The 21,096-nt window shown below is 56.2% G+C and carries 17 protein-coding genes, 1 tRNA gene and 1 pseudogene; 12 read left to right on the plus strand and 7 right to left on the minus strand.

Going from position 1 to position 21,096, the window contains the following annotated elements:
- Window positions 1-5 precede the first annotated feature (5 nt).
- The 7 genes and pseudogenes from FO014_RS12755 to FO014_RS12780 all read left to right on the plus strand — a co-directional run bounded on the left by FO014_RS12755 (window position 6) and on the right by FO014_RS12780 (window position 8,963).
- On the plus strand, window positions 6-1,586 hold the full coding sequence (locus FO014_RS12755) for an ATP-binding protein (protein WP_160029786.1): 1,581 nt from the start codon (window positions 6-8) through the stop codon (window positions 1,584-1,586).
- Window positions 1,583-1,708 carry a hypothetical protein gene (locus FO014_RS24165; RefSeq protein WP_281354953.1) on the plus strand — a complete coding sequence of 42 codons (126 nt, stop codon included), beginning with the start codon at window positions 1,583-1,585 and terminating at the stop codon, window positions 1,706-1,708. The genes FO014_RS12755 and FO014_RS24165 overlap by 4 nt, the downstream gene beginning before the upstream one ends.
- Window positions 1,709-1,734: 26 nt before the next feature.
- Window positions 1,735-5,883, plus strand: a complete 4,149-nt coding sequence (locus tag FO014_RS12760) for an RHS repeat-associated core domain-containing protein (protein ID WP_246167951.1) — start codon at window positions 1,735-1,737, stop codon at window positions 5,881-5,883.
- 3 nt (window positions 5,884-5,886) lie between these two features.
- Window positions 5,887-6,342: a hypothetical protein gene (locus tag FO014_RS12765; RefSeq protein WP_105232693.1), complete on the plus strand. Its 456-nt coding sequence runs from the start codon at window positions 5,887-5,889 to the stop codon at window positions 6,340-6,342.
- A 309-nt stretch (window positions 6,343-6,651) separates the two neighbouring features.
- Window positions 6,652-6,945, plus strand: a complete 294-nt coding sequence (locus FO014_RS12770) for a hypothetical protein (RefSeq protein ID WP_160029787.1) — start codon at window positions 6,652-6,654, stop codon at window positions 6,943-6,945.
- Between the two features lie 300 nt (window positions 6,946-7,245).
- Window positions 7,246-7,558, plus strand: a pseudogene (locus FO014_RS24275) (RHS repeat-associated core domain-containing protein); the annotation flags it as partial.
- A gap of 394 nt (window positions 7,559-7,952) precedes the next feature.
- The gene (locus FO014_RS12780) at window positions 7,953-8,963 is read left to right on the plus strand and encodes a hypothetical protein (RefSeq protein WP_160029788.1); all 1,011 of its coding nucleotides are present in this window, start codon (window positions 7,953-7,955) and stop codon (window positions 8,961-8,963) included.
- 111 nt (window positions 8,964-9,074) lie between these two features.
- Here FO014_RS12780 and FO014_RS12785 read toward each other — a convergent pair.
- Window positions 9,075-9,150, minus strand: a tRNA-Ile gene (locus FO014_RS12785).
- Window positions 9,151-9,296: 146 nt separating this feature from the next.
- Between FO014_RS12785 and mug the strand changes: the two genes are divergently transcribed.
- Complete coding sequence (mug, locus tag FO014_RS12790; RefSeq protein ID WP_160029789.1) at window positions 9,297-9,791, plus strand: G/U mismatch-specific DNA glycosylase; 495 nt, start codon at window positions 9,297-9,299, stop codon at window positions 9,789-9,791.
- 44 nt (window positions 9,792-9,835) lie between these two features.
- Here mug and rpoD read toward each other — a convergent pair whose 3' ends face one another.
- The 3 genes from rpoD to rpsU all read right to left on the minus strand — a co-directional run bounded on the left by rpoD (window position 9,836) and on the right by rpsU (window position 13,932).
- A complete protein-coding gene (gene rpoD / locus FO014_RS12795; RefSeq protein ID WP_105232685.1) occupies window positions 9,836-11,674 on the minus strand; it encodes an RNA polymerase sigma factor RpoD in 1,839 nt (612 codons plus the stop codon).
- Between the two features lie 157 nt (window positions 11,675-11,831).
- On the minus strand, window positions 11,832-13,583 hold the full coding sequence (gene dnaG / locus FO014_RS12800) for a DNA primase (protein WP_105232684.1): 1,752 nt from the start codon (window positions 13,581-13,583) through the stop codon (window positions 11,832-11,834).
- Window positions 13,584-13,716: 133 nt separating this feature from the next.
- Window positions 13,717-13,932 carry a 30S ribosomal protein S21 gene (gene rpsU / locus FO014_RS12805; protein ID WP_001144069.1) on the minus strand — a complete coding sequence of 72 codons (216 nt, stop codon included), beginning with the start codon at window positions 13,930-13,932 and terminating at the stop codon, window positions 13,717-13,719.
- Window positions 13,933-14,268: 336 nt separating this feature from the next.
- Here rpsU and tsaD point away from each other — a divergent pair, with 336 nt between their 5' ends.
- Window positions 14,269-15,282, plus strand: coding sequence for a tRNA (adenosine(37)-N6)-threonylcarbamoyltransferase complex transferase subunit TsaD (gene tsaD / locus FO014_RS12810; RefSeq protein WP_105232683.1), 1,014 nt, complete (start codon window positions 14,269-14,271; stop codon window positions 15,280-15,282).
- Window positions 15,283-15,392: 110 nt separating this feature from the next.
- Here the strand turns inward: tsaD and plsY are convergent, their stop codons facing one another.
- Window positions 15,393-16,037 carry a glycerol-3-phosphate 1-O-acyltransferase PlsY gene (gene plsY, locus FO014_RS12815; protein ID WP_145961088.1) on the minus strand — a complete coding sequence of 215 codons (645 nt, stop codon included), beginning with the start codon at window positions 16,035-16,037 and terminating at the stop codon, window positions 15,393-15,395.
- 107 nt (window positions 16,038-16,144) lie between these two features.
- On the opposite strand from plsY, the gene folB reads away from it, so the two are divergent.
- Together folB and bacA are read left to right on the plus strand one after the other, a co-directional pair.
- Window positions 16,145-16,504, plus strand: a complete 360-nt coding sequence (gene folB / locus FO014_RS12820; protein WP_015674031.1) for a bifunctional dihydroneopterin aldolase/7,8-dihydroneopterin epimerase — start codon at window positions 16,145-16,147, stop codon at window positions 16,502-16,504.
- Between the two features lie 129 nt (window positions 16,505-16,633).
- Entirely contained in the window at window positions 16,634-17,458 is an 825-nt protein-coding gene (bacA, locus tag FO014_RS12825; RefSeq protein ID WP_105232680.1) for an undecaprenyl-diphosphate phosphatase, read from the plus strand.
- Window positions 17,459-17,516: 58 nt separating this feature from the next.
- Here bacA and FO014_RS12830 read toward each other — a convergent pair whose 3' ends face one another.
- Window positions 17,517-18,749 carry a multifunctional CCA addition/repair protein gene (locus FO014_RS12830; RefSeq protein WP_160029790.1) on the minus strand — a complete coding sequence of 411 codons (1,233 nt, stop codon included), beginning with the start codon at window positions 18,747-18,749 and terminating at the stop codon, window positions 17,517-17,519.
- 111 nt (window positions 18,750-18,860) lie between these two features.
- Entirely contained in the window at window positions 18,861-19,481 is a 621-nt protein-coding gene (locus tag FO014_RS12835) for a TIGR04211 family SH3 domain-containing protein (RefSeq protein WP_160029791.1), read from the minus strand.
- A gap of 279 nt (window positions 19,482-19,760) precedes the next feature.
- Here FO014_RS12835 and FO014_RS12840 point away from each other — a divergent pair, with 279 nt between their 5' ends.
- The gene (locus FO014_RS12840; RefSeq protein ID WP_160029792.1) at window positions 19,761-21,068 is read left to right on the plus strand and encodes a CYTH domain-containing protein; all 1,308 of its coding nucleotides are present in this window, start codon (window positions 19,761-19,763) and stop codon (window positions 21,066-21,068) included.
- The last annotated feature ends 28 nt before the right edge of the window (window positions 21,069-21,096 follow it).

Here is a 21,096-nt window from a genome sequence, read left to right on the forward strand (position 1 = left end):
TATCCATGATGCAGAGTCACGCAAGAAACCCCACCGAGCAGCTGATGGCCCAGCTGGAAGTGCAGTGGCTGGAGGCCAGTGAGGATCCGGCCGCGCGGCTATTTATCTGGCGGGTCAAGGCCAATGCCGAAAGTATTGTGCATGCATTTATCGCGCTGCAGCAGCAGCCGCCGAGCGACTACAGCGCGCCGGATCTGTTTATCGGCCTTATGGCGCCGTTCGACACCGGTTACGGCTACAGCCGGGCGCTAGCGGATGAGCTGATAGAGCGTTACGAGGCCAGCGAAGACGCGCAGGGCTGGGAGTTTGAGTCCCGTTTGCCGTGCTTTAGCGCCGCGCAGTGGCAAACCCTGCTCGGCGATTTTGCCGGCCATCATCGCGAACAGTTGCGCTATGTGGTGGCGGTGATGACGCCGGAGCATATCAGCGATGAGGCGGCGTTGCAGCGCTGGCTGCAGCAAAACGTCGAGCGCATTGGCACCGGCGTGCGCATGATGTTGATCGATACGCTGGAGCAGCCGACCTGGCAGGCGCTGCAGCAGGCATTTCCCCAGCGTGTGCGGCTGATAACGCCGGATATCGACGGTATGGCGCTGATGCAGCAAACCGCCAGCCAGCTCAGCGATCGTGATGGCGACCGCCTGCGCTGCCGTCAGTTGATGACCGATGCGGTATTGCTGCTTGAGCACGGCACGGCGCAGCAGGTTGAGGCGCGTGCCGGCATGGCGCTGGCGATTGCGCGTAAAAAAGGCTGGCTGGAGCAGCAGGTGGTGATGCACAACATCGTCGGCGGCGGCTGGGTAAAGGGTAATGCCGCCGCTAAAGCGGTGGAGGCGTACCGTCAGGCGCAGCAGGTGGCGCAGGGCATCGGCGATCCGCCGCTGCGCGCCACGCTGCAGATGCAGAGCGCTTTCGGCGAAGGCGGCGCCTGGTTCAGCGCCGGCGAATATCAGAAGGCGGCCGGCGCTTATCGGCTGGCCGCAGGGCTGGCGCAAATGGCGGGCAACCGCATGTTGACTATCGAAGGAATGCGGATGGCGGGGCGCTGTCTGGTGCTGGGCGGCGAGGAGAGCCAGGCGATGGCGGACTATGCGCAGGCGATCCACGCCGCGCGGCCGCTGTCCGCCGCGGAGCGTGCGCAAACCACTTTGCCGCTGGCGCTGCAGGATTTACTGCATATTCAGGATGATAAACGCGCTAAGGCGCTGGAGCACTGTGCAGAAGAGTATCAGCAGCGCAAGCAGCAGCTGATTTTACGCGCGGAAGGCGAGGTGGCGCAGCAGGGGGCGACGCCACAGTCGGTGCTGCTGGCGGAAAGTCGCCTGCAGCAGGCGCTGGAGCAGAGTTTCCAGCAGGCGCGCAATCAACGCGAGCTGTTGATCCTTGAAAGCTATCCCGGTTTTCGTCAGGCGATCGCCATCGGTCGCCAGTATCTGCATCCGCACTGGAACGGCCTGCCGGAGATCGCCCATCCGTTTGATGCGCCGACCGGTGAGTGGTCACAAATGCCGCAAAGCATGGCGCTGCCGTCGCAAGACGCCGCCAGAGAATTTATTCAGCAGAACACAAGCAAGGACAACGCATGAAGAAGGTGGTGATTATGGTGGCGGTCACGCTGTTGGTGATCGGATTTATCAGCCTGTCGGACAGCGAGTTGGCCAACGAGGCGCGCAACCTTCTGCGTGCCTTGCTGCGGGCGCTGTTCTAACGTCGGAACCAGGGAGGGTATAACCGATGCATTCCAGTTCACACTTTGATCCCCAGCTGGGGATCGATATCCACACCTACTCTTTCGGGCCGCTGCCGACACCGCATATCGGCCTGGTGTTCGACGTCTTTGACTATATCCCGATTATCGGCACGACGGTGAACGTCAACGGCATCAAGCGCGCCAGCGCCGGTACCGGCGGTATGGCGGTGCATATCCCGATCGGCGGCCTGTGGCTGCCGCCGCTGCGGGTGCCGAGCGGCCCACAGCTGAATGATGACGAGCTGTTTATGGGCAGCCAGACAGTGCGGGTGGACGGTGAGCCTTTCGCGCGCATCACCATGCCGGTGCTGAGCTGCAACATATTCGGCATGATGCCGCCTTTCCGCCCGAAACGTGCCGCCGAGCCCAAACCGCTGTCGCTGACGATGCCGCTGACCCTCAACCTGGCGATCCCCAGCCGGGTGACAGTCGGCGGGCCGTCTACCATCAACGTGACGGCAATGCTGATGCGCGCCGGCCTGTTCGGCCTCGGCAAAGGGCTGAAAAAACTCAAAAAAAGCGCCGGTTACGGCAAGTTTATGAAGAAGTTTCAGGCGCTGCGCCAGAAGCTGTTTAAAAACATAGACCCCGGCTTTCTCAAGTGCAAGGTGCTGCGGGCCGAGCCGGTCGATATCCGCGACGGTAGCGTGGCGTTGGAGCATCAGGACTTCCTGCTACCGGGGCGGATGCCGCTCTCCTGGGTGCGCAGCTATTCGTCGGCGGATATCGATGAGGCCGGTTATTGCGGCTACGGCTGGGCGACGCCGGCGGATATCAGCCTGACGCGCGATGCCGACGGGCTGATGCTGCTGATCCGACCGGCGGGCATGACCGCCTTTGGTGACCTGCCGACGTTACCGGGGCGCGAGCACGCGGCGGTGGGCCTGCCGGATGGCGGGCGGCTGTGGTGGCAGCAGGAGGAACGGCAACGCCGCTGGATCTACGAAGACAACGACGGTGTGCAGCATCATTTTGACGACGACGACGGTGACATGATGCCGCTGGCGGCGCTGGGCGACCGCAACGGCAACCGCTGGCAGTTTGTGCGCCGGCAGGGGCAGCTGACGCGGCTGGCGGAATACGCCGGCGCGGCGACGACCGGGCGCGAGGTGCATGTCACCGTCGAGCGCGGGCGCATCATCGCCATGCGCCTGTATGAGGCGGCCAACGACGCCTACTCGCCGCTGACCCGCTATGAGTATGATGGCGAGGGGCAGTTGGCGGCGCAGATTGATGCGCTGGGGGCGGCGCGGCGTTTCGGCTATCAGCGCCGGCACATGACGCAGCACCAGGACCGCAACGGCCAGAGCTTCTATTATGACTACGATGCCGACTGGCGGGTGGTGCACGCCTGGGGCGACGGCGGGCTGTATGATTATCGCTTTGTCTATCACGATGTGCTCAATGAAGTGGCGGTCACCGACTCGCTCGGCCATACCTCGTATATCCGCTTCGACAGCGGCGGGTTACCGATTAGCGAGATCGACCCGCTGGGCGGTAACACGGTGTTTACCTATGACGATCTGGGCCGGCCGCTGAGCGTGACGCAGGCGGACGGGCGACGCTACCAGTGGGAGTACGACCCGGAGGGGCAAATCGCGGCGGAGATCGGGCCGGACGGCAGTCGGTTGAGCCTGGAGTATAACGCGCTGGCGCAGCCGGAGACGGTGATAGACGAGAACGGCGCGCAGTGGCGGATGGCGTACGATGCGCGGGGCAACCTGCTGTCGCAGAGCGATCCGACCGGGGTGACCCGGCGTTATCGCTATGATGCGACGGGGCTGCCGGAGGAATATCTGGGGGCCGACGGCGAACGGCAGACGCTGGAGTATGATCGCTACGGCTTCCCGCAGCGGGTGACGAGTAATCAGAGCGGGACGTTGCAGCTGCGCTTTGACGTGCGCGGCAACCTGCGGCGGAAAACCGATGCGCTGGGGCAGCAGACCCGCTATGAGTATGATGCGAAGGATCGGCTGACGGCGCAGCTGTCCGCATCGGGCGCACAGGTGGCGATCGACTACGATCGCGAAGATCAGCCGGTATGCTACCGGGATGAGGCGGGTCGTGAGACGCGGCTGTGCTATAACGGCACCGGAATGGTGACGGAGTGTCAGACGGCGGACGGCGAGCGGGTGGCGTACCAGTATGATACCGAGGACCAGCTGACGGCGGTGGTGAACCCGCTGGGGCAGGCGTGGCAGCTGCAGCGTGACGAACTGGGGCGGGTGACGGAGGAGCGTGACTACTGGGGGCAGGCGACCGGTTACCGCTGGGATGCGGGCGGCAGCCTGCTGCAGCGCACCGATGCGCTGGGTGGCACGCTGACGTACGCCTACGACAAGGCGGGACGGCTGCAGGAAAAACGCAGCGGCGACACGCTGCTGACGCGCTACCGCTATGCGGCGGACGGGCAACTGACGCAGTGCGAGAACCGCTGGCGGCGGCTGGCATGGCGCTACGACGCGGCGGGCCGGCTGTTGGCGGAGTCGCAGGACGGCTTTACGCTGCGGCACCACTACAATGACGCCGGGCAGCGTATTCTGCGTGAGAGCGACGGCGGGCACCGGGTGGCGTTCAGCTGGAGTACGACGGGGCAGCTGGCGGCGATAGGGCTGAATGACGATGCGCCGGTGGCGCTGGGCTACGATGCGGCGGGCCGGCTGTGCCGGGAGCAGCTCGGGGCAGGGCTGGTGCGTGAGCTGACGTATGACGGCGAGGGGCATCTGACCGCCCAACGCACGCTGCAGGATGAACTGCCGCTGTTCTCGACCGGCTATCGTTACGACCTGCAGGGCAACATGACGTCGCGGGAGGACAGTGGCTGGGGCGTAGACCGCTACCAGTATGATGCGGTGGGACGGCTGCTGGCGCACGTTGACCCGGCGGAGCGGGTGCGGCGGTTTATGTATGACGCGGCAGGCAACCGGCTGGCGCTGACGGTGCGGGCGGTGAACGAGACGGCGGAAGGGTGGTTCCGCGAGGGCTGGCACAATGATACGCGCTACGTGTTTGACCGTGCGGGCAACCTGCGGCAGCGGCGCTATACTGACGGCAGCCGGCAGGACTTTGTCTGGGATGAGAGCCAGCAACTGGTGGCGGTGCATCAGGGCGAGTCGGTCACGCACTACGCCTACGACGGGCTGGGGCGACGGATAGGCAAGCAGACGGCGACGGAGAGCCGCTGGTTCTACTGGCAGGGCGACGCGCTGCTGGCGGAGGTGGCGGAGCCGGGCGGCGAGCCGCTGCGTCCGCTGGCGCTGTACGACGTGGCCGGTCGGCTGCAGCGAGAGAAGCGGCAGGCGGCGCTCTTTAACAATCTGCGGGAATACGTCTACTACCCCGGCAGCTTCCGGCCGTTCGCGCTGCTGACGCAGCAGGAGGGGGTACGCAGCAGCTACCACTACCACTGTGACCCGAACGGCGCGCCGGTGCGGCTGACCGATGTGCAGGGCGGGCTGGTGTGGTCGGAACAATGCGGGGTTTGGGGCGAGCCGGGGGTGGTGCATGCAGACCGGGTGGCCAACCCGTTGCGCTTCCAGGGGCAGTACTTTGATGCGGAAACGGGGCTGCACTATAACCGTTACCGCTACTACGATCCGCAGACCGGGAGCTATATCAGTCAGGATCCGATAGGGCTGGTGGGGGGGATGAACCCGTATGGGTATGTGCATAATCCTAACAGCTTTATAGATCCGCTGGGGCTGGCTGGATGTAGCGCGGGAAAAGTAACTGGCGATATTAAAACTCTGAGGGAAAAAATCCGTTTAGCTAGAAATGGTGATGTTTCCGCTCAAGCAGAAATAGCTTACGCCAAGTACATGAGAAGCAAAGGCAATCATGTTCATTTTAACACCCCGCCTAATCGTTCAGTATCAATGGCTGACTTTACTATTAATGGAGTGCAAGTTGATACTAAACTTCTTAGTGGTATAGGTGGTAATGCAGCTAAAAACGTAACAAAAGGTGTAAAACAGGTTGGTGATAATGGAATTGTTCAAGTCATTAGAAGTTCAGACTCGAAAAACACATTAGGTCAATTTGAAGAGTTCTTCGGTGGATTTAAGCCTAATAATCCTTCAGTGACTGTTGATGTAATAGACCAATCTGTATTGGCACCATTCTGGAAATTTTAGATCATGATAACTAAATCAAACATTCTAATAGATTATAAAAGTAAAAGTGAGCTAGAGGAAAATTTAAAGAAATTGATCTCTTGCTTTGATATTGATTTCTCTATTTCAGAGTATGACTATTTCAATATTGACGAATATAAAGAGTATGTAAAAGGCAAAGAAAATTATGTTCATGACGACATAAGATTTATTGACACTTTAAGTGATGTTGATTTTTTATATGAAATAGAGTTGGGAACATCGCTTTCATCGATTGAAAGCAATTATCTTCCTGTATTAACTGACTTTATTGCCCAGTCGTTGTCATTTAAATTGCTTTGCAATGCAATAAGTGGATTTAATTCATTGAATGGCGAGGAAGGATGCCCTGTAACATACTTTTCAAATGGGAAGGATGTTATAAGTTTTGCAGATTATGACTCATCAATATGGAAAAAAGTAACTTGGATTAAATCATAACATTTAAATCCGGGAAGATCCTCTCTGGATCTTCCCGTTTTTTACCTATTTCTATGGCAACATATTACCCTACTGAACCTGAATCACCACCTTACCAGGCATCACGTTGATCACCAACGGTTGCCTAGTTAGGCTGCGCTGTATCAACCAATCTCCGTAAGATACATTCCTCGTTATCACGTATCTAATCCGTTTTGATATCGGGTATGTTCTCGTTTTTCAATCAGTCTGTATTTACATCACTATTTGATTTAAAATTATTTTGTGCAGATAAAACTATCAGGGTAGGGCGGTAGCGTATGAACTACGATGCAAAATCTTGGGGTATTGCAACAGGAATTGACGTTAATAAAAATTCATCAACAGGTGAAGTGTTCAGAACCGATGGAACGTGGGGGAGTTTTAAATCAGATACTAATGGCGCCAATATTTCGCTTGATGGCTCATCTTATTGAGTTTATTACTATTAATTTGTTAGAAATAGAAAGGAAAGTATCGTCTCTTCCTACAACTATAGATATATCAGATGAAGTTAATATAATTAAAAATCTGATGATGGTTAGCCATGATGATTTAAATGAAAACATGGATATTTTTAAATAAATCATAAGTTCATTGGAGATGTCTCATGCTGATATAGGTTTTATGGAATTGAATTGTGAGAATGAAAAGATATTTGTTGATTTCTACCTGTGGTTAAAGAAAATAAATTCAGATCTTAATTTTGGAATTGGAGAAAATACTATGGATGTTTTTAGTTTGACAGTTGAAGATGTTAAAAGGTTAATGTCGTAAATCAAGTTATAAGAATATGGACGTCGACAACAAGAAAATGGATTAAGTTTAACCCGCCTAAAGGTTTTTTGGGTAAATTATAATAACGAGAGCAAGGGTTATAGCTGACGTAGCAGTTACCGCTATCACTGCGACCCGAACGGCGCGCCGGTGAGGCTGACCGACGTGCAGGGCGGGCTGGTGTGGTCGGAACAATGCCGAGCCGGGGGCGGTGCATGCAGACCGGGTGGCCAACCCGCTGCGCTTCCAGGGGCAGTACTTTGATGCGGAAACGGGGCTGCACTATAACCGCTACCGCTACTACGATCCGCAGACCGGGAGCTATATCAGTCAGGATCCGATAGGGCTGGCGGGGGGAATGAACCCATATCGCTATGCACCGAACCCTTTAGGATGGGCGGATCCCTGGGGTCTTAAGCGGGATGAGGTCATTCGATATATGGGGAAAGAAGAAGCAAAAGCAGCTACTCAGGCCAGAGGGGGAAAGGGCGGTTTGGTGCAGAATAACCGAGGCAGCAAGACTGTCTGGGCTAATCATGACAGCAATCCAGGGTTTAACCCCGGTAGAGAAAATTACCGAGTGGTGATGACGATCAATAACGAAGGTATTGCGCTATTGGATAAGCATGTTGATATCTCGGAAGTCGATTATAAATAGACTGGTTTAAAGGATGGTGTGTTATCAAAAGCCAATGAACCGGTGGCGAGAGGTATTGGTCACAACATCATAGATACTTTCAACAATTCCATCATCTCTTTCCGTGTCGAGAAAAAAGACAATAAAGATAAATGGAAGCCATGCAAGGTATAATAATATGAATATTTATAATATATATCGCTATAAGTTAGAAAGTTTTTTAAACACACGGGGGTGTTTGCAGGATCTTTCTCCGTTTTATTACAAAGAAGATGAGCAGAATCTTTATCTGCTGGCAATGAAAAATGATAAGGGGAGGTTACAATCACTGAGTCGTTGGCATGATGTTTTTTCCATTCGCCGTCTGACTAATTGGCTAAACAAGCTGGGGTATAGTGCGGATGACGTCTACTTCATTAACATCCTGTTGTCACGGTTAGGATATTTATTTGACATAGATAACCGGGAGCGTCTGGATAAGGATATATTTATTCTCTACTACACGCTACAGCTTGTTAGTCTGAAAGGTTCAATAATGTCAGATAAGGAAAAACACCAGAATTACATGCTACGATTTCTATGTTTTGAACTAGGCATAGAACATGAGTGTTACTCAAAGTTAAAGATTGCCGATAATTGCATTTTTTTCGAAACCGAAAATCTTGGGATTATTCCGGTTAAAGAGATCGTAAGCACCATTTTCCAGTTTTTTGATGTTGATGAAAAAAATGAAAAGGAGTTGCTAGCCGGTATTGTTAACTTCCAGTTATTATCATTGGATTTTATTTGTGAGGATGATGATGAGTTGTTCAGAATAAACTTCAATGATACCAATGAGTACCTTATTTATCCTGATGAGTTTATGAGCGCTTATGTGAAAGATAAAAAAGTAGTGTTCCAGGCTATTAGCGATAGTTTTAATGAATATCAGTCTTCTTATAATCTTCTTATTTCTAATTTTATAATAATTAATTATGCTTATTATATTTTGCAAAGCCGACCTAAGTGTCTATTGGCGTTACAAAAATATATTTCCGACGATAGGTTGTTTAGCCAAATAGTGACTACATTGGCTTACCGTAAGGTCGGCATTACCCATGCAGGCATTGAGAAGTTAGGACTCGGTGACTTCGTTAAGCCTGGGTTAAATGAACGGACACGTCTTTTCAATTTGATTTATGCCAAATGAACAAGCATCTTCGATTAACTCATGGCCTAGCAATGCCGACCAGACGATTATTGGAGAATAAAAAAACCACCTCAAAGGGTGGTTTAGTTATATGATTTTAAAGCTAAAATTTGGTGGCCCCTGTTGGGTTTGAACCAACGACCAAGCGATTATGAGTCGCCTGCTCTAACCACTGAGCTAAGGGGCCATGCGGCAAGGATTATACGGTAGGGGATAGCGCAGGTCTACAGGCAGAATGTTGTGTGGTGCTTTTATACACAGCTGTAGCCTGTTGTAATTGCTGACGGATTTTGCGATAACCAACGCTATGACTTGCTAAGGACCGTCGACATTATGGAACTTCTGGCGCCGCATCTGCGGGTGGTGTTTTGTGGCATCAATCCCGGCCTTTCTTCCGCCCACCGCGGCTATCCGTTTGCCAATGCCAGCAACCGTTTCTGGAAGGTGATTCATCTGGCGGGGTTTACCGCCCGTCAGCTGGCGCCGGAGGAGTGGCAGCAGCTGCAGGAGTACGGCTGCGGCATTACGGCGCTGGTTGCGCGTCCGACGGTGGCGGCCAGCGAGCTGGCGCGTGAGGAACTGCGCCGCGGCGGCGAGGCGTTAAGCGATAAAATTCTGTGCTGTCAGCCGCGCGCGCTGGCGATTCTCGGCAAACAGGCGTTCAGCGATGCCTTCGGCATCCGTAAGGTGAGCTGGGGGCGGCAGGCGCTGATGATTGGCGATACTGAAGTGTGGGTGCTGCCCAATCCCAGCGGGCTTAACCGCGCGACGCTGGAGTCGCTGACGGACAGCTATCGTCAGCTGGCGTCGTCGTTGGAAAACAGATAATAAAAAACCCCGGCATGCCGGGGTTTTTTATTTACATGGACAGATTAGTCGTCCAGGAAGCTGCGCAGCACTTCAGAGCGGCTCGGATGGCGCAGCTTACGCAGCGCCTTCGCTTCGATCTGACGGATACGTTCGCGGGTAACGTCGAACTGTTTACCCACTTCTTCCAGCGTGTGGTCGGTGTTCATATCGATACCGAAACGCATACGCAGTACTTTCGCTTCACGCGCGGTCAGGCCGGCCAGCACGTCGTGCGTTGCGGAACGCAGGCTTTCCGAGGTGGCGGAATCCAACGGCAGCTCGAGGGTGGTGTCCTCGATGAAATCGCCCAGATGTGAATCTTCATCATCACCGATCGGCGTTTCCATGGAGATCGGCTCTTTGGCGATCTTCAGCACTTTGCGGATTTTGTCTTCCGGCATCAGCATGCGCTCAGCCAGCTCTTCCGGCGTCGGCTCGCGGCCCATTTCCTGCAGCATCTGGCGTGAAATACGGTTGAGCTTGTTGATGGTCTCAATCATATGCACCGGAATACGGATGGTGCGCGCCTGGTCGGCGATGGAGCGGGTAATTGCCTGACGGATCCACCAGGTGGCGTAGGTCGAGAACTTATAGCCGCGACGGTATTCGAACTTGTCTACCGCCTTCATCAGGCCGATGTTGCCTTCCTGAATCAGATCGAGGAACTGCAGACCGCGGTTGGTGTATTTCTTGGCGATAGAAATAACCAAACGCAGGTTGGCCTCAACCATCTCTTTCTTGGCGCGGCGGGCCTTGGCTTCGCCGATGGACATGCGGCGGTTGATATCCTTGACCTGCTCGATGGTCAGACCGGTTTCTTCTTCGATCTGGCGCAGTTTCTGCAGGCTGCGCTGCACGTCTTCGGCGACGTCTTTCAGCTTTTCCGACCATGGCTTGGCCATCGCCAGCGCGGCTTCAAACCAGGAATCGCTGGTTTCGTTGCCGGCAAACAGCGTGACGAAGTTTTTCTTCGGCATTTTGCACTGCTCAACACACATCTTCATGATGATGCGTTCCTGGGTGCGTACGCGGTCCATCATGGTGCGCATGCTGTTGACCAGGAAGTCGAACTGCTTAGGCACCAGGCGGAACTGTTTGAAGACTTCAGACAGCTTCAGAATCTCTTCTGCAGACTTGGCATGGCTGCGGCCGTTGGCCTTGATCACCTGACGCGTCGCTTCGTACTGCTCGCGCAGTTCGGAGAACTTCTGACGGGCGACTTCCGGATCGATGCTGTTATCGTCTTCGGAATCGTCGTCGTCGTCGTCATCGTCGTCGTCATCGTCCTGCTCTTCGGTCGACAGCTCAGAACCGATATGGGTGGCGGTCGGCGCAAGGTCCTCTTCCGCGTTCGGATCGACGAAGCCGGTGATCAGATCGGACAGGCGAGATTCGCCCGCTTCAACGCGATCATACTGTTCGAGCAGATAGGTGATGGCCTCCGGGTATTCGGCCACCGAGCACTGTACCTGGTTAATACCGTCTTCGATGCGCTTGGCGATGTCGATTTCGCCTTCGCGCGTCAGCAGTTCAACGGTACCCATTTCACGCATGTACATACGTACCGGGTCAGTGGTGCGGCCAATCTCGGACTCAACGCTGGAGAGCACCTGAGCAGCCGCTTCTTCAGCATCCTCATCGGTGTTGTTTGAGTTTTCAGCAAGCAACAGGTCATCGGCGTCCGGCGCTTCTTCCATCACCTGGATGCCCATGTCGTTAATCATCTGGATGATGTCTTCGATCTGATCGGAGTCGACGATATCTTCCGGCAGATGGTCATTGACCTCAGCATAGGTCAGATAGCCTTGCTCCTTACCACGGGTGACAAGTAGCTTAAGCTGTGACTGCGGGTTTTGCTCCATAAGACGGTATCCACACTTCAGAGTATTTGGGTTGGTGTCGGTCGGCGAAACCGCCAACAATAGCATTTGGGGCGTTTTTGTTATTGCCGCGGCCCACTATGGCAGCATATTGCAGGGCTTTGCCCTCGCTTTTAGCGGCACTTAAGCCGTTTGGTATTCAGTTTTTCTTCGCTAACGCCAACTGTAATGACCACAGTTCCTGACGCTCTGCTGTATTCAGGCCGTGGGTTCTGTCACGGGCAATCAGCTCTTCCTGCCGCTGTTCCAGCACTGAGTCGTAAAGATTCGTTAGCGTGTCAATAAAATGTTGTTCAACCATATCCTCAACGATCATATGGTTCCATGTGGCCAGAGTTTCAAGCTGCTGGCTGAATTTGTTGTCGCGATACAGCTCCAGAAGCTGCCCGGTGGTCAATCCCGGCTGCGACAAGCAGGTTTGCACCAGTTCGACAAACAGCGGCAGGCCCGCCTGCTTGGTCTGCTCCAGCCCGTCCAGCGACGGCACCAGCGCGGCGAGCTGCGGATTTTGCACCAATAACCCTATCAGTATACGCATGGTTGTGCGTTTTAGCTGGGGCGCCTGATAAGTATTGGCGTTTTCAGCCTGTTTGGGCATCAATTTGTCGAGCTGGCTGTCGTCCAGCAGCCCCAGCTTGTTGCCAAGCTGCTGGCGCAGATAAAGACGCAGCGTTTCGCCGGGCACCTGGCTAATCAGCGGCAGCGCCAGCGCGCTCAGCTTGGCGCGCCCGTCCGGGCTGCTCAGGTCAACCTGCGGCAGCAGGGTTTCGAACAGAAAAGTGGAAAGCGGCTGCGCCTGCTCCATCCGTTGTTCGAACGCTGCCTTGCCCTCCTGACGCACCAGCGTGTCCGGGTCTTCGCCGTCAGGTAAAAACATAAAGCGCAGCTGGCGCCCGTCATTCAGATAGGGCAGCGCAGTTTCCAGTGCGCGCCAGGCTGCCTCGCGGCCGGCCCGGTCGCCGTCATAGCAGCAGACCACGTTGTCGGTGGCGCGGAACATCAGCTGAATGTGTTCCGCCGTGGTCGAGGTGCCGAGCGAGGCGACGGCATAATCGATGCCGAACTGCGCCAGCGCCACCACGTCCATATAGCCTTCCACCACCAGCAAGCGCTGCAGCTGCTTGGGGTGGCTCTGCTGTGCTTCATACAGGCCGTATAACTGCCGGCCTTTATGGAATACTTCGGTTTCCGGCGAGTTCAGGTACTTCGGCATACCGTCGCCGAGTACGCGACCGCCGAAGGCAATCACCCGTCCGCGTTTATCACGGATAGGGAACATGACGCGTTCACGGAAACGGTCGTAAGAACGCCCTTGATCGTTAGTCACCAACATGCCGGCATCGTTCAATGCGGTGCGGCCGTCGCGCTCGCGACCAAAACGTTTTAATGCGTTATCCCAGCCGGCGGGGGCGAAACCGATGGCGAAATGGCGGATAACGTCGTCACTTAAGCCGCGCTGCTGCAGGTAATCGCGCGCCTGCTTGCCGTTCGGCTGATTCAGTGACTGTTGATAGAACGTGCTGAGCTGTTCCATCAGTTGATAAAGACTTTGCCGCTGATGACGTTCGATCTGGGTTGGCCCGGAGCCTGCCTCGTAAGGCACTTCCAGCCCGTGCATGGTCGCCAGTTCCTCGATGGTTTCGACAAACTCAAGCCTGTCGTAATTCATCAGGAAGTCGACGGCGTTACCGTGCGCACCACAACCAAAACAGTGATAAAACTGTTTTTCGCCGTTAACGGTGAACGAAGGCGTTTTCTCGTGGTGGAATGGGCAGCACGCGTGATAGTTTTTGCCCTGCTTCTTCAGCTTCACCCGTGCGTCGATCAGATCGACGATGTCGGTGCGCGCCAGCAAGTCATTGATAAATACACGCGGGATTCGTCCAGCCATAAGCCTCGGTTCGTGCCTATAAACGAGAACAAGCCGCGCATTCCTTTCGGAAAGCACGGCCTTCGTATGCAACTACTCGGTCTGCGTGTTCTTGAGAAAGAAAAAATCACGCGGCGGGGTTACCCCCGAAGGATTAATACAGACGAGTGCGGCGTGCGTTTTCGCGAGCCAGTTTCTTCGCGTGACGTTTCACAGCGGAAGCTTTAGCGCGTTTGCGTTCGGTAGTTGGTTTTTCATAAAACTCACGACGACGAACTTCAGCTAAAACGCCTGCTTTTTCGCATGAACGCTTGAAACGACGCAGAGCAACGTCAAATGGCTCGTTTTCACGTACTTTAATTACCGGCATGTGCCTCTCACCTCAATAGAATTCGGTTTGCTGCTGGCCAAGCGCCAGCCTTTTCAAAATGGTGCGGAATTTTACTCCAATGGATGCTGCTTTGTAAAGCATCAACTCAAAGAGAAAGCCGTCCGCCGGCGGGCGCTATCCGAATCAAGCTGCGCAATTTTGCGTCGGCCGCTGATTATAGACTAATCAGAAAAAAATGCCCGTTTTTAATTGCCGACACATTTTTCGAGAGAATCAGCGACATAGCATCACGGCGACGGCAAAGCGTCCACGGCTGGCAGAAAATCGCGGCGATTGTGCTAAACTGGCGGCCGCACGTGAATGATGGGAAAGGTAATGCGAGTACTGGGTATAGAAACGTCCTGCGATGAAACCGGAATCGCAGTGTATGACGATCGGGCCGGTTTATTAGCCAATCAATTGTACAGCCAGGTGAAGCTGCATGCCGATTACGGCGGCGTGGTGCCGGAGCTGGCGTCACGCGATCACGTGCGCAAAACCGTGCCGCTGATTCAGGCGGCGTTAAAGGAAGCGAACCTGAGCGCGGCGGATATTGACGGCGTCGCCTATACCGCCGGCCCCGGCCTGGTGGGCGCGCTGCTGGTCGGCGCCACCATCGGGCGTTCGCTGGCGTTCGCTTGGAACGTGCCGGCGGTGCCGGTGCATCATATGGAAGGCCACCTGCTGGCGCCGATGCTGGAAGACAACCCGCCGGCGTTCCCGTTTGTGGCGTTGCTGGTATCGGGCGGTCATACCCAGCTTATCAGCGTGACCGGCATCGGCGAATATACCCTGCTGGGCGAATCGATTGACGATGCGGCGGGTGAAGCGTTTGATAAAACCGCCAAACTGCTGGGGCTGGACTATCCCGGCGGGCCGATGCTGTCGAAAATGGCGCAGCAAGGGCAGGCGGGGCGCTTTACCTTCCCACGGCCGATGACCGATCGTCCGGGGCTGGACTTCAGCTTCTCCGGCCTGAAAACCTTTGCTGCCAACACCATTCGCGGCAACGGCGACGATGCGCAAACCCGCGCCGATATCGCCCGCGCGTTTGAGGATGCGGTGGTGGATACGCTGGCGATTAAGTGCAAACGTGCGCTGGAGCAAACCGGCTTTAAGCGTCTGGTGATGGCCGGCGGCGTCAGCGCTAACCGCACCCTGCGGGCGAAACTGGCCGAGATGATGCAAAAGCGCGGCGGCGAAGTGTTTTACGCTCGTCCGGAGTTTTGCACCGACAACGGCGCGATGATTGCCTATGCCGGCATGGTGCGGTTGAAAAACGGCGCCAATCCGGAACTGAGCGTATCGGTGCGGCCGCGCTGGCCGTTGGCGGAACTGCCGGCGGTATAAGCCGCAGGGATGCGTCCCATAATGCCCCTCGTTACGCTAGGCCCGGGTATCTCGGGCCATCAACGACTTTGTTATCAATCTCAACAGGGGCCGGATAATCCGGCCCCTGTTTATTGTGAATCTTCCGGCTTGTCGGCGTCCGCCGCATCATCGCCTTTTTTCTTGCGGAATTTCTTCCAGATTTTCCCTTCCTGCCCGCGCCACAGGCGTTGGATATTGTCGTGATGACGCATCAGAATCAGGCACGAGAGCATCGCCACCGGGAAGGTAAACTGCGGTTTGAACCACCAGACATAGAAAGGCGCAATCAGCGCGCTGACGATCGCCCCCAGCGAGGAGTAGCCGCTGAGCAGCACGGTCAGCAGCCAGGTGCCGGTCATCAGCCCGGTCAGGTCCCAGCCGATGGGCGCAATGGCGCCGAAGGCGGTGGCGACGCCCTTGCCGCCGCGGAAATGGAAGAATACCGGATAGATATGGCCCAGGCAGGCGGCAATCGCCGTCAGCCCCAGATAGAGCGGCGGCACGTTGAGTTTATACGCCAGCCATACCGGCAACATCCCTTTCAAAATGTCAAACACCAGCACCGCCGCCGCTGCAACGCGGCCGCCGATGCGCAGGACGTTGGTCGCCCCGGGGTTTCCTGAGCCATGCTCGCGCGGATCTGGCAGCCTGGCGATCCGGCAAACCAGGATCGCGCTGGAGATGGAGCCACACAGATACGCGAAGATAATCATGCCAAGCGCGGTAGCACTCATAACGCGGTTCCGTTTAATAATGGTCGTTTTAATCTCAACATCTATGGATAATACGCATATTCCGCTGGAAGTGGTATCCGGCAAGGCCAAAAACAGAGAATGACGTGATGGATATCGTATTTATTGAGGAACTTACCGTAATCGCCACCATTGGCGTTTATGATTGGGAACAAACGATTCGCCAGAAGCTGGTGTTCGATATCGAAATGGGCTGGGATAACCGCAAGGCCGCCGCCAGTGATGACGTCAACGACTGCCTGAGCTATGCCGATATCAGCGAAGCGGTGATCCAACATGTTGAATCCGGACGTTTTGCTCTGGTGGAACGCGTGGCAGAGGAAATATCCGAAATATTGCTCCAGCGCTTTAAATCCCCATGGGTCCGTATTAAGGTCAGCAAGCCGGGCGCGGTGGCGCAGGCCAGCCGGGTTGGCGTTGTGATTGAACGAGGCCGGCGTCCGGCGTAATAAATGTCATGCTGATGCAACGAAAGGCCGCTAACGTGGTCTGAAACGCAGAATTGTTTTAGCGGCAATGTCTTAAACACTGCCGCTTTTTTATGTTTATAGCGGAAGAATTGTGGGGTAAGCGCGCACATGGCGGACATGCATTCACTGTTTGTGGCATTTGTTCTTGGGGTTGTAGAGGGATTAACGGAATTCCTGCCGGTGTCTTCAACCGGGCACATGATTATCGTGGGCGAGTGGCTGGGCTTTACCGGCGATAAGGCGAAAACCTTTGAGGTTATCATCCAGTTAGGTTCTATCCTGGCGGTGGTGGTGATGTTCTGGCGTCGTCTGTTCGGCCTGATCGGCATCCACTTCGGCGGCAAGCCGGTGGCGCACGAGGGACATACGCCGGGCCACCTGAAGCTGACTCACATTCTGCTGGCAATGGCGCCGGCGGTAGTGCTGGGGCTGCTGTTCCATGAGGTGATCAAATCACTGTTCGAGCCGAAAAACGTGATGTATGCGTTAGTGGTCGGTGGTGTGCTGCTGCTGACGGCGGAGTGGCTGAAGCCGAAAAAACCGCGCGCGGTCGGGCTGGACGATATCACCCACCGTCAGGCGTTTATGATCGGCTGTTTCCAGTGTCTGGCGCTGTGGCCGGGTTTCTCGCGCTCCGGGGCGACCATCTCCGGCGGCATGCTGGTCGGCGTCAGCCGCTATGCGGCCTCCGAGTTCTCCTTTATCCTCGCCGTGCCGATGATGATCGGCGCCAGCGGTCTGGACCTGTACAAGAGCCTGCACTTCCTGACGCTAGCGGATCTGCCGATGTTTGCCGTCGGCTTTGTCACCGCCTTTGTGGTGGCGCTGGTGGCGATTAAAACCTTCCTGACGCTGATCAAACGTATTTCGTTTGTGCCGTTTGCCATTTACCGCTTTATCGTTGCGGCGGCGGTATACGTGGTGTTTATGTAAACCGCAGGCCGACAGTCGGTAATAAAAAACCCCGCACCGCGGGGTTTTTTTATGGCCGTTACGGCTGGGGCTGCGCCGCTTTCCAGGTTGCCAGCGCCTGCCGGCGGCGGCGCTGCACTTCCTCGCGAATCGCCGGCCCCTGCAGGCCGCTGGCCACCACCTCTTTCACCGATACGCCGCTGGCAATCCGGTAGGCTGCCCGCAGGTAGTCACCCTGCGGGTACGGCAGCTCCTCAAAACCGGTGCGGCCGCGCGCATCGGCCTCGCTGGTCAGGATGATTTGCTCCAGCCGCTGCGGTTTGCGCCAGACGTCGATGGCGTCAAACAGCTTGATCAGCGTTTCCGGCCGCAGTTTATTTACCGTATGGATGAGATCGTGATATTCGGCCACCAATTTGGCCAGATCGCGCAGCGGGTTCGGCACCCTTAAACGCTGACACATGGCCTCGACCAGGCGTACGCCGGCCGGGCCGTGGCCGTGATGGTGCGGCCAGTATTCTTTGGGCGTTAACCCCTTGCCGAGATCGTGACACAGCGCGGCAAAGCGCACGTCAATCTCCGGGCTGAGCCGTGCGGCGAGCGCCAGCGTCATCAGCGTATGGATGCCGGTGTCGATCTCCGGGTGCCACTTCTCCGGCGCGGGGACGCCGAACAGCGCGTCGATCTCCGGAAACAGTACGCCCAGCGCATGGCAGTCGCGCAGCACCTGGAAGTAAACCTGCGGGCTGCGGCTTTGCAGCGCTTTCTCCGTCTCTTTCCAGACGCGTTCGGCGGTCAGTGCCGACAGCTCGCCGCTGTCGGCCATCTGGCGCATCAGCGCGGCGGTTTCCGGCGCAATGGTGAAGCCGAGATGGGCAAAGCGGGCGGCAAAACGCGCGACGCGCAAGACGCGCAGCGGATCTTCGCCAAACGCCGCCGAAACGTGGCGCAGCACGCGGGCTTTCAGATCGTCAACGCCGTGGTAAGGGTCGACCAGTTCGCCGTCGGTGGTTTGTGCAATGGCGTTAATGGTCAGATCGCGACGCAGCAAATCCTCTTCCAGCGTCACATCGGGGGCGGCATGGCAGATAAAACCGGTATAGCCGTGGCCGGATTTACGCTCGGTGCGCGCCAGCGCGTATTCCTCATGGGTTTGCGGGTTGAGAAAGACCGGAAAATCTTTACCGACCTGCTGGTAGCCCTGCGCCAGCAACTGTTCCGGCGTTGCGCCGACCACCACCCAGTCGCGGTCGACCACCGGCAGTTCCAGCAGGCTGTCGCGCACCGCGCCGCCAACCAGGTAAATTTTCACTGTCGTACTCCTGCAGTTAACACATTCACTATCAGATTACATGAATTGAGCGCGCGCTGCCGCGCCAATAAAAAAGGCCGCCGTGGCGACCTTTTAGGCTGCGATGAGGCGTTAGTTCATCCAGCGATTGTTATTTTTACGCCGTGGCAACAGGTGTGGCAACAGCAGGCCGAGCAGCAGGCCGATGCCGGCTACGCCGCCGCCGTACATAAACCATTGCAGAATAATGGTGCGCTGTTTGTCGTCAAGCTGCAGATTTACCGCGTTCACCTTCTTCTGGGCCACCTGCAGCTGATTTTTCAGCGCCTGGTTTTCTTCCTGCAGGCCGCTGATGGTGCTGTCACTGGCGGCAACTTTCTGCTGCATGTCGGCCGTGCGCTGGTTCCAGCTATTATCAATATTGGTCAGCTTGTCCGTCAGGGTCTGCACCTGCTGCTCCAGTTCCGGCACGCGGGTGCGCAGGCTCGGCGTATTGCTGAGCTGGCTAAGCGGGATCCACACGGAGCGGCCCTTGGCATCACGGATTTGGCCATATTTGGTGCTGTCATTTACGCTGAGCAGCGTGACTTCATCGCCGGCGTTCAGCGTGCCGACAATGCGGTATTGGTTGCCTGGGCCACTGTGTACGTAGGTGTTCAGTTCATCGGAGATATAGCGTTTATCTTCGGCATGTGCGCCCCAAGTGATGCCGAGGCTCAGCAGGGCGAGGAAAATTAGGCGTAATGTCTGCATTTTTTTCATCGTTTCTGTATGAATTTATGGAACGATAGTAGAGATATCAGTCCGTTGACGCAACGGGAAAACCGGAATGTTCACGCCACAATTGTGACGGATTCCATAGGTTGCGCATCGTTCTATAACATAACAGTTTTTTTCTGCACCCAACAGGGTTCAGATGCCGCGAATCGCGGTAAGATAATTATTACCGTACGTCGTCGGGCGGGGCAGGTTTGATGCCGCATCCACCGTGAAGAGCGACGCGAATACGTAACTTATTGGTGCAAAAATCTTATGACCGTTGAAATTGAACTGAAATTTATTGCCACGCCGCAGGCGGTTGCCGCACTGCCCGCGCAGATGGCGGCCTGGCCGCATCAACACAGCGCGCCGCAGCGGTTAACCAATATTTACTTTGAAACCGCCGATAATTTCCTGCGTCGTCACGATATGGGGCTGCGCATTCGCGGTTTTGACGACCGGTATGAAATGACGCTGAAAACCGCAGGTTCGGTGGTCGGCGGTTTGCATCAGCGGCCGGAGTACAACGTCGCTATCGCGACGCCGGAACTGGCCTTGTCACAGCTGCCGGCGGAGGTTTGGCCGCAGGGCTGCGACGTTGAGGCGCTGCAGCAGCAGTTGCAACCGCTGTTCCGCACTGATTTTGTCCGTGAAAAGTGGGTGGTTACTTACAACCAAAGCCAGATTGAAGTAGGGCTTGATCAGGGTGAAGTGCGGGCGGGGGAGCTGACGGAAGCCATTTGCGAAATCGAGCTGGAGCTGCAACAGGGCAATACGCAGGACGTGCTGCTGCTGGCGGCCGAGCTGGCGCAACAGGGCGGGCTGCGTCAGGGCAGCCTGAGCAAGGCGGCGCGCGGCTATTACCTGGCGCAGGGCGCGGCGGCGCGTGAGGCACGTCCGCTGCCGGTCTTGCACACACCGGCCAAGGCCAGCGTTGAGCAGGGCATGATTGCCGGTTTTGAACTGGCGCTCGAACATTGGCAGTATCATGAAGAGCTGTGGCTGCGTGGTGACGCTGCGGCGCGGCAGGCGATCGTGGATGCGCTGGTGCTAATTCGCCAGACGCTGGTGGTGTTTGGCGGTTTGGTGCCGCGCAAGGCCAGCGCCGGGTTGCGCAGCCGCCTGTCCGAGCTGGAACCGCTGCTGGAGGCGCCGGAGGCTGAGGCGCAGACGCTGTGCTACAGCCCGGTGTACCTGCAGTGTAAGTTGGCGCTCACATCATGGCTGGTCGGCGGCGCGTGGCGCGCGTTTATCGATGCCAAGGCGCAGGCAAAGCTGGACGGTTCTTTTAAGCGCTTTGGCGACATTATGCTGGGGCGCAGCGCCGCCGATTTGAAAGAGGGCTTTAACCGCCCGCTGAGCGATGATGAGTATCAGGAGCAGCTACCGCGTCTGAAGCGGCAGCTGGCGGCCTTTACGCTGCTGTCCGGCGCTTATGCTGATGAGGTGTCCGCACCTTATCTGAACGGCTGGCGCGAGCTGCTGGCGGCGCTGTCCGGGCGCCGTCAGGGCTGGTACGAAAGCTGCCGCAAACAGGCTTTATCCCATGCGCCTTTCTGGCTAAACGGCGCGGTTCGTTAATTATTCAGGCCTGTCGCCGGCGGGCCGT

The sequence above is a fragment of the Serratia rhizosphaerae genome (genome assembly GCF_009817885.1).
Lineage (GTDB): Bacteria > Pseudomonadota > Gammaproteobacteria > Enterobacterales > Enterobacteriaceae > Serratia_B > Serratia_B rhizosphaerae.

Excerpts from the sequence above, each read along its gene's own strand:
- folB (WP_015674031.1), top strand. The coding sequence starts at position 16,145 with ATGGATATCGTATTTATTGAGGAACTTACCGTAATCGCCACCATTGGC.
- tsaD (WP_105232683.1), top strand. The coding sequence starts at position 14,269 with ATGCGAGTACTGGGTATAGAAACGTCCTGCGATGAAACCGGAATCGCA.
- mug (WP_160029789.1), top strand. The coding sequence starts at position 9,297 with ATGGAACTTCTGGCGCCGCATCTGCGGGTGGTGTTTTGTGGCATCAAT.
- FO014_RS12760 (WP_246167951.1), top strand. The coding sequence starts at position 1,735 with ATGCATTCCAGTTCACACTTTGATCCCCAGCTGGGGATCGATATCCAC.
- FO014_RS24165 (WP_281354953.1), top strand. The coding sequence starts at position 1,583 with ATGAAGAAGGTGGTGATTATGGTGGCGGTCACGCTGTTGGTGATCGGA.
- rpoD (WP_105232685.1), bottom strand. The coding sequence starts at position 11,674 with ATGGAGCAAAACCCGCAGTCACAGCTTAAGCTACTTGTCACCCGTGGT.
- FO014_RS12755 (WP_160029786.1), top strand. The coding sequence starts at position 6 with ATGATGCAGAGTCACGCAAGAAACCCCACCGAGCAGCTGATGGCCCAG.
- dnaG (WP_105232684.1), bottom strand. The coding sequence starts at position 13,583 with ATGGCTGGACGAATCCCGCGTGTATTTATCAATGACTTGCTGGCGCGC.
- FO014_RS12780 (WP_160029788.1), top strand. The coding sequence starts at position 7,953 with ATGAATATTTATAATATATATCGCTATAAGTTAGAAAGTTTTTTAAAC.
- plsY (WP_145961088.1), bottom strand. The coding sequence starts at position 16,037 with ATGAGTGCTACCGCGCTTGGCATGATTATCTTCGCGTATCTGTGTGGC.
- FO014_RS12770 (WP_160029787.1), top strand. The coding sequence starts at position 6,652 with ATGCAAAATCTTGGGGTATTGCAACAGGAATTGACGTTAATAAAAATT.
- bacA (WP_105232680.1), top strand. The coding sequence starts at position 16,634 with ATGGCGGACATGCATTCACTGTTTGTGGCATTTGTTCTTGGGGTTGTA.
- FO014_RS12840 (WP_160029792.1), top strand. The coding sequence starts at position 19,761 with ATGACCGTTGAAATTGAACTGAAATTTATTGCCACGCCGCAGGCGGTT.
- FO014_RS12835 (WP_160029791.1), bottom strand. The coding sequence starts at position 19,481 with ATGCAGACATTACGCCTAATTTTCCTCGCCCTGCTGAGCCTCGGCATC.
- FO014_RS12765 (WP_105232693.1), top strand. The coding sequence starts at position 5,887 with ATGATAACTAAATCAAACATTCTAATAGATTATAAAAGTAAAAGTGAG.
- rpsU (WP_001144069.1), bottom strand. The coding sequence starts at position 13,932 with ATGCCGGTAATTAAAGTACGTGAAAACGAGCCATTTGACGTTGCTCTG.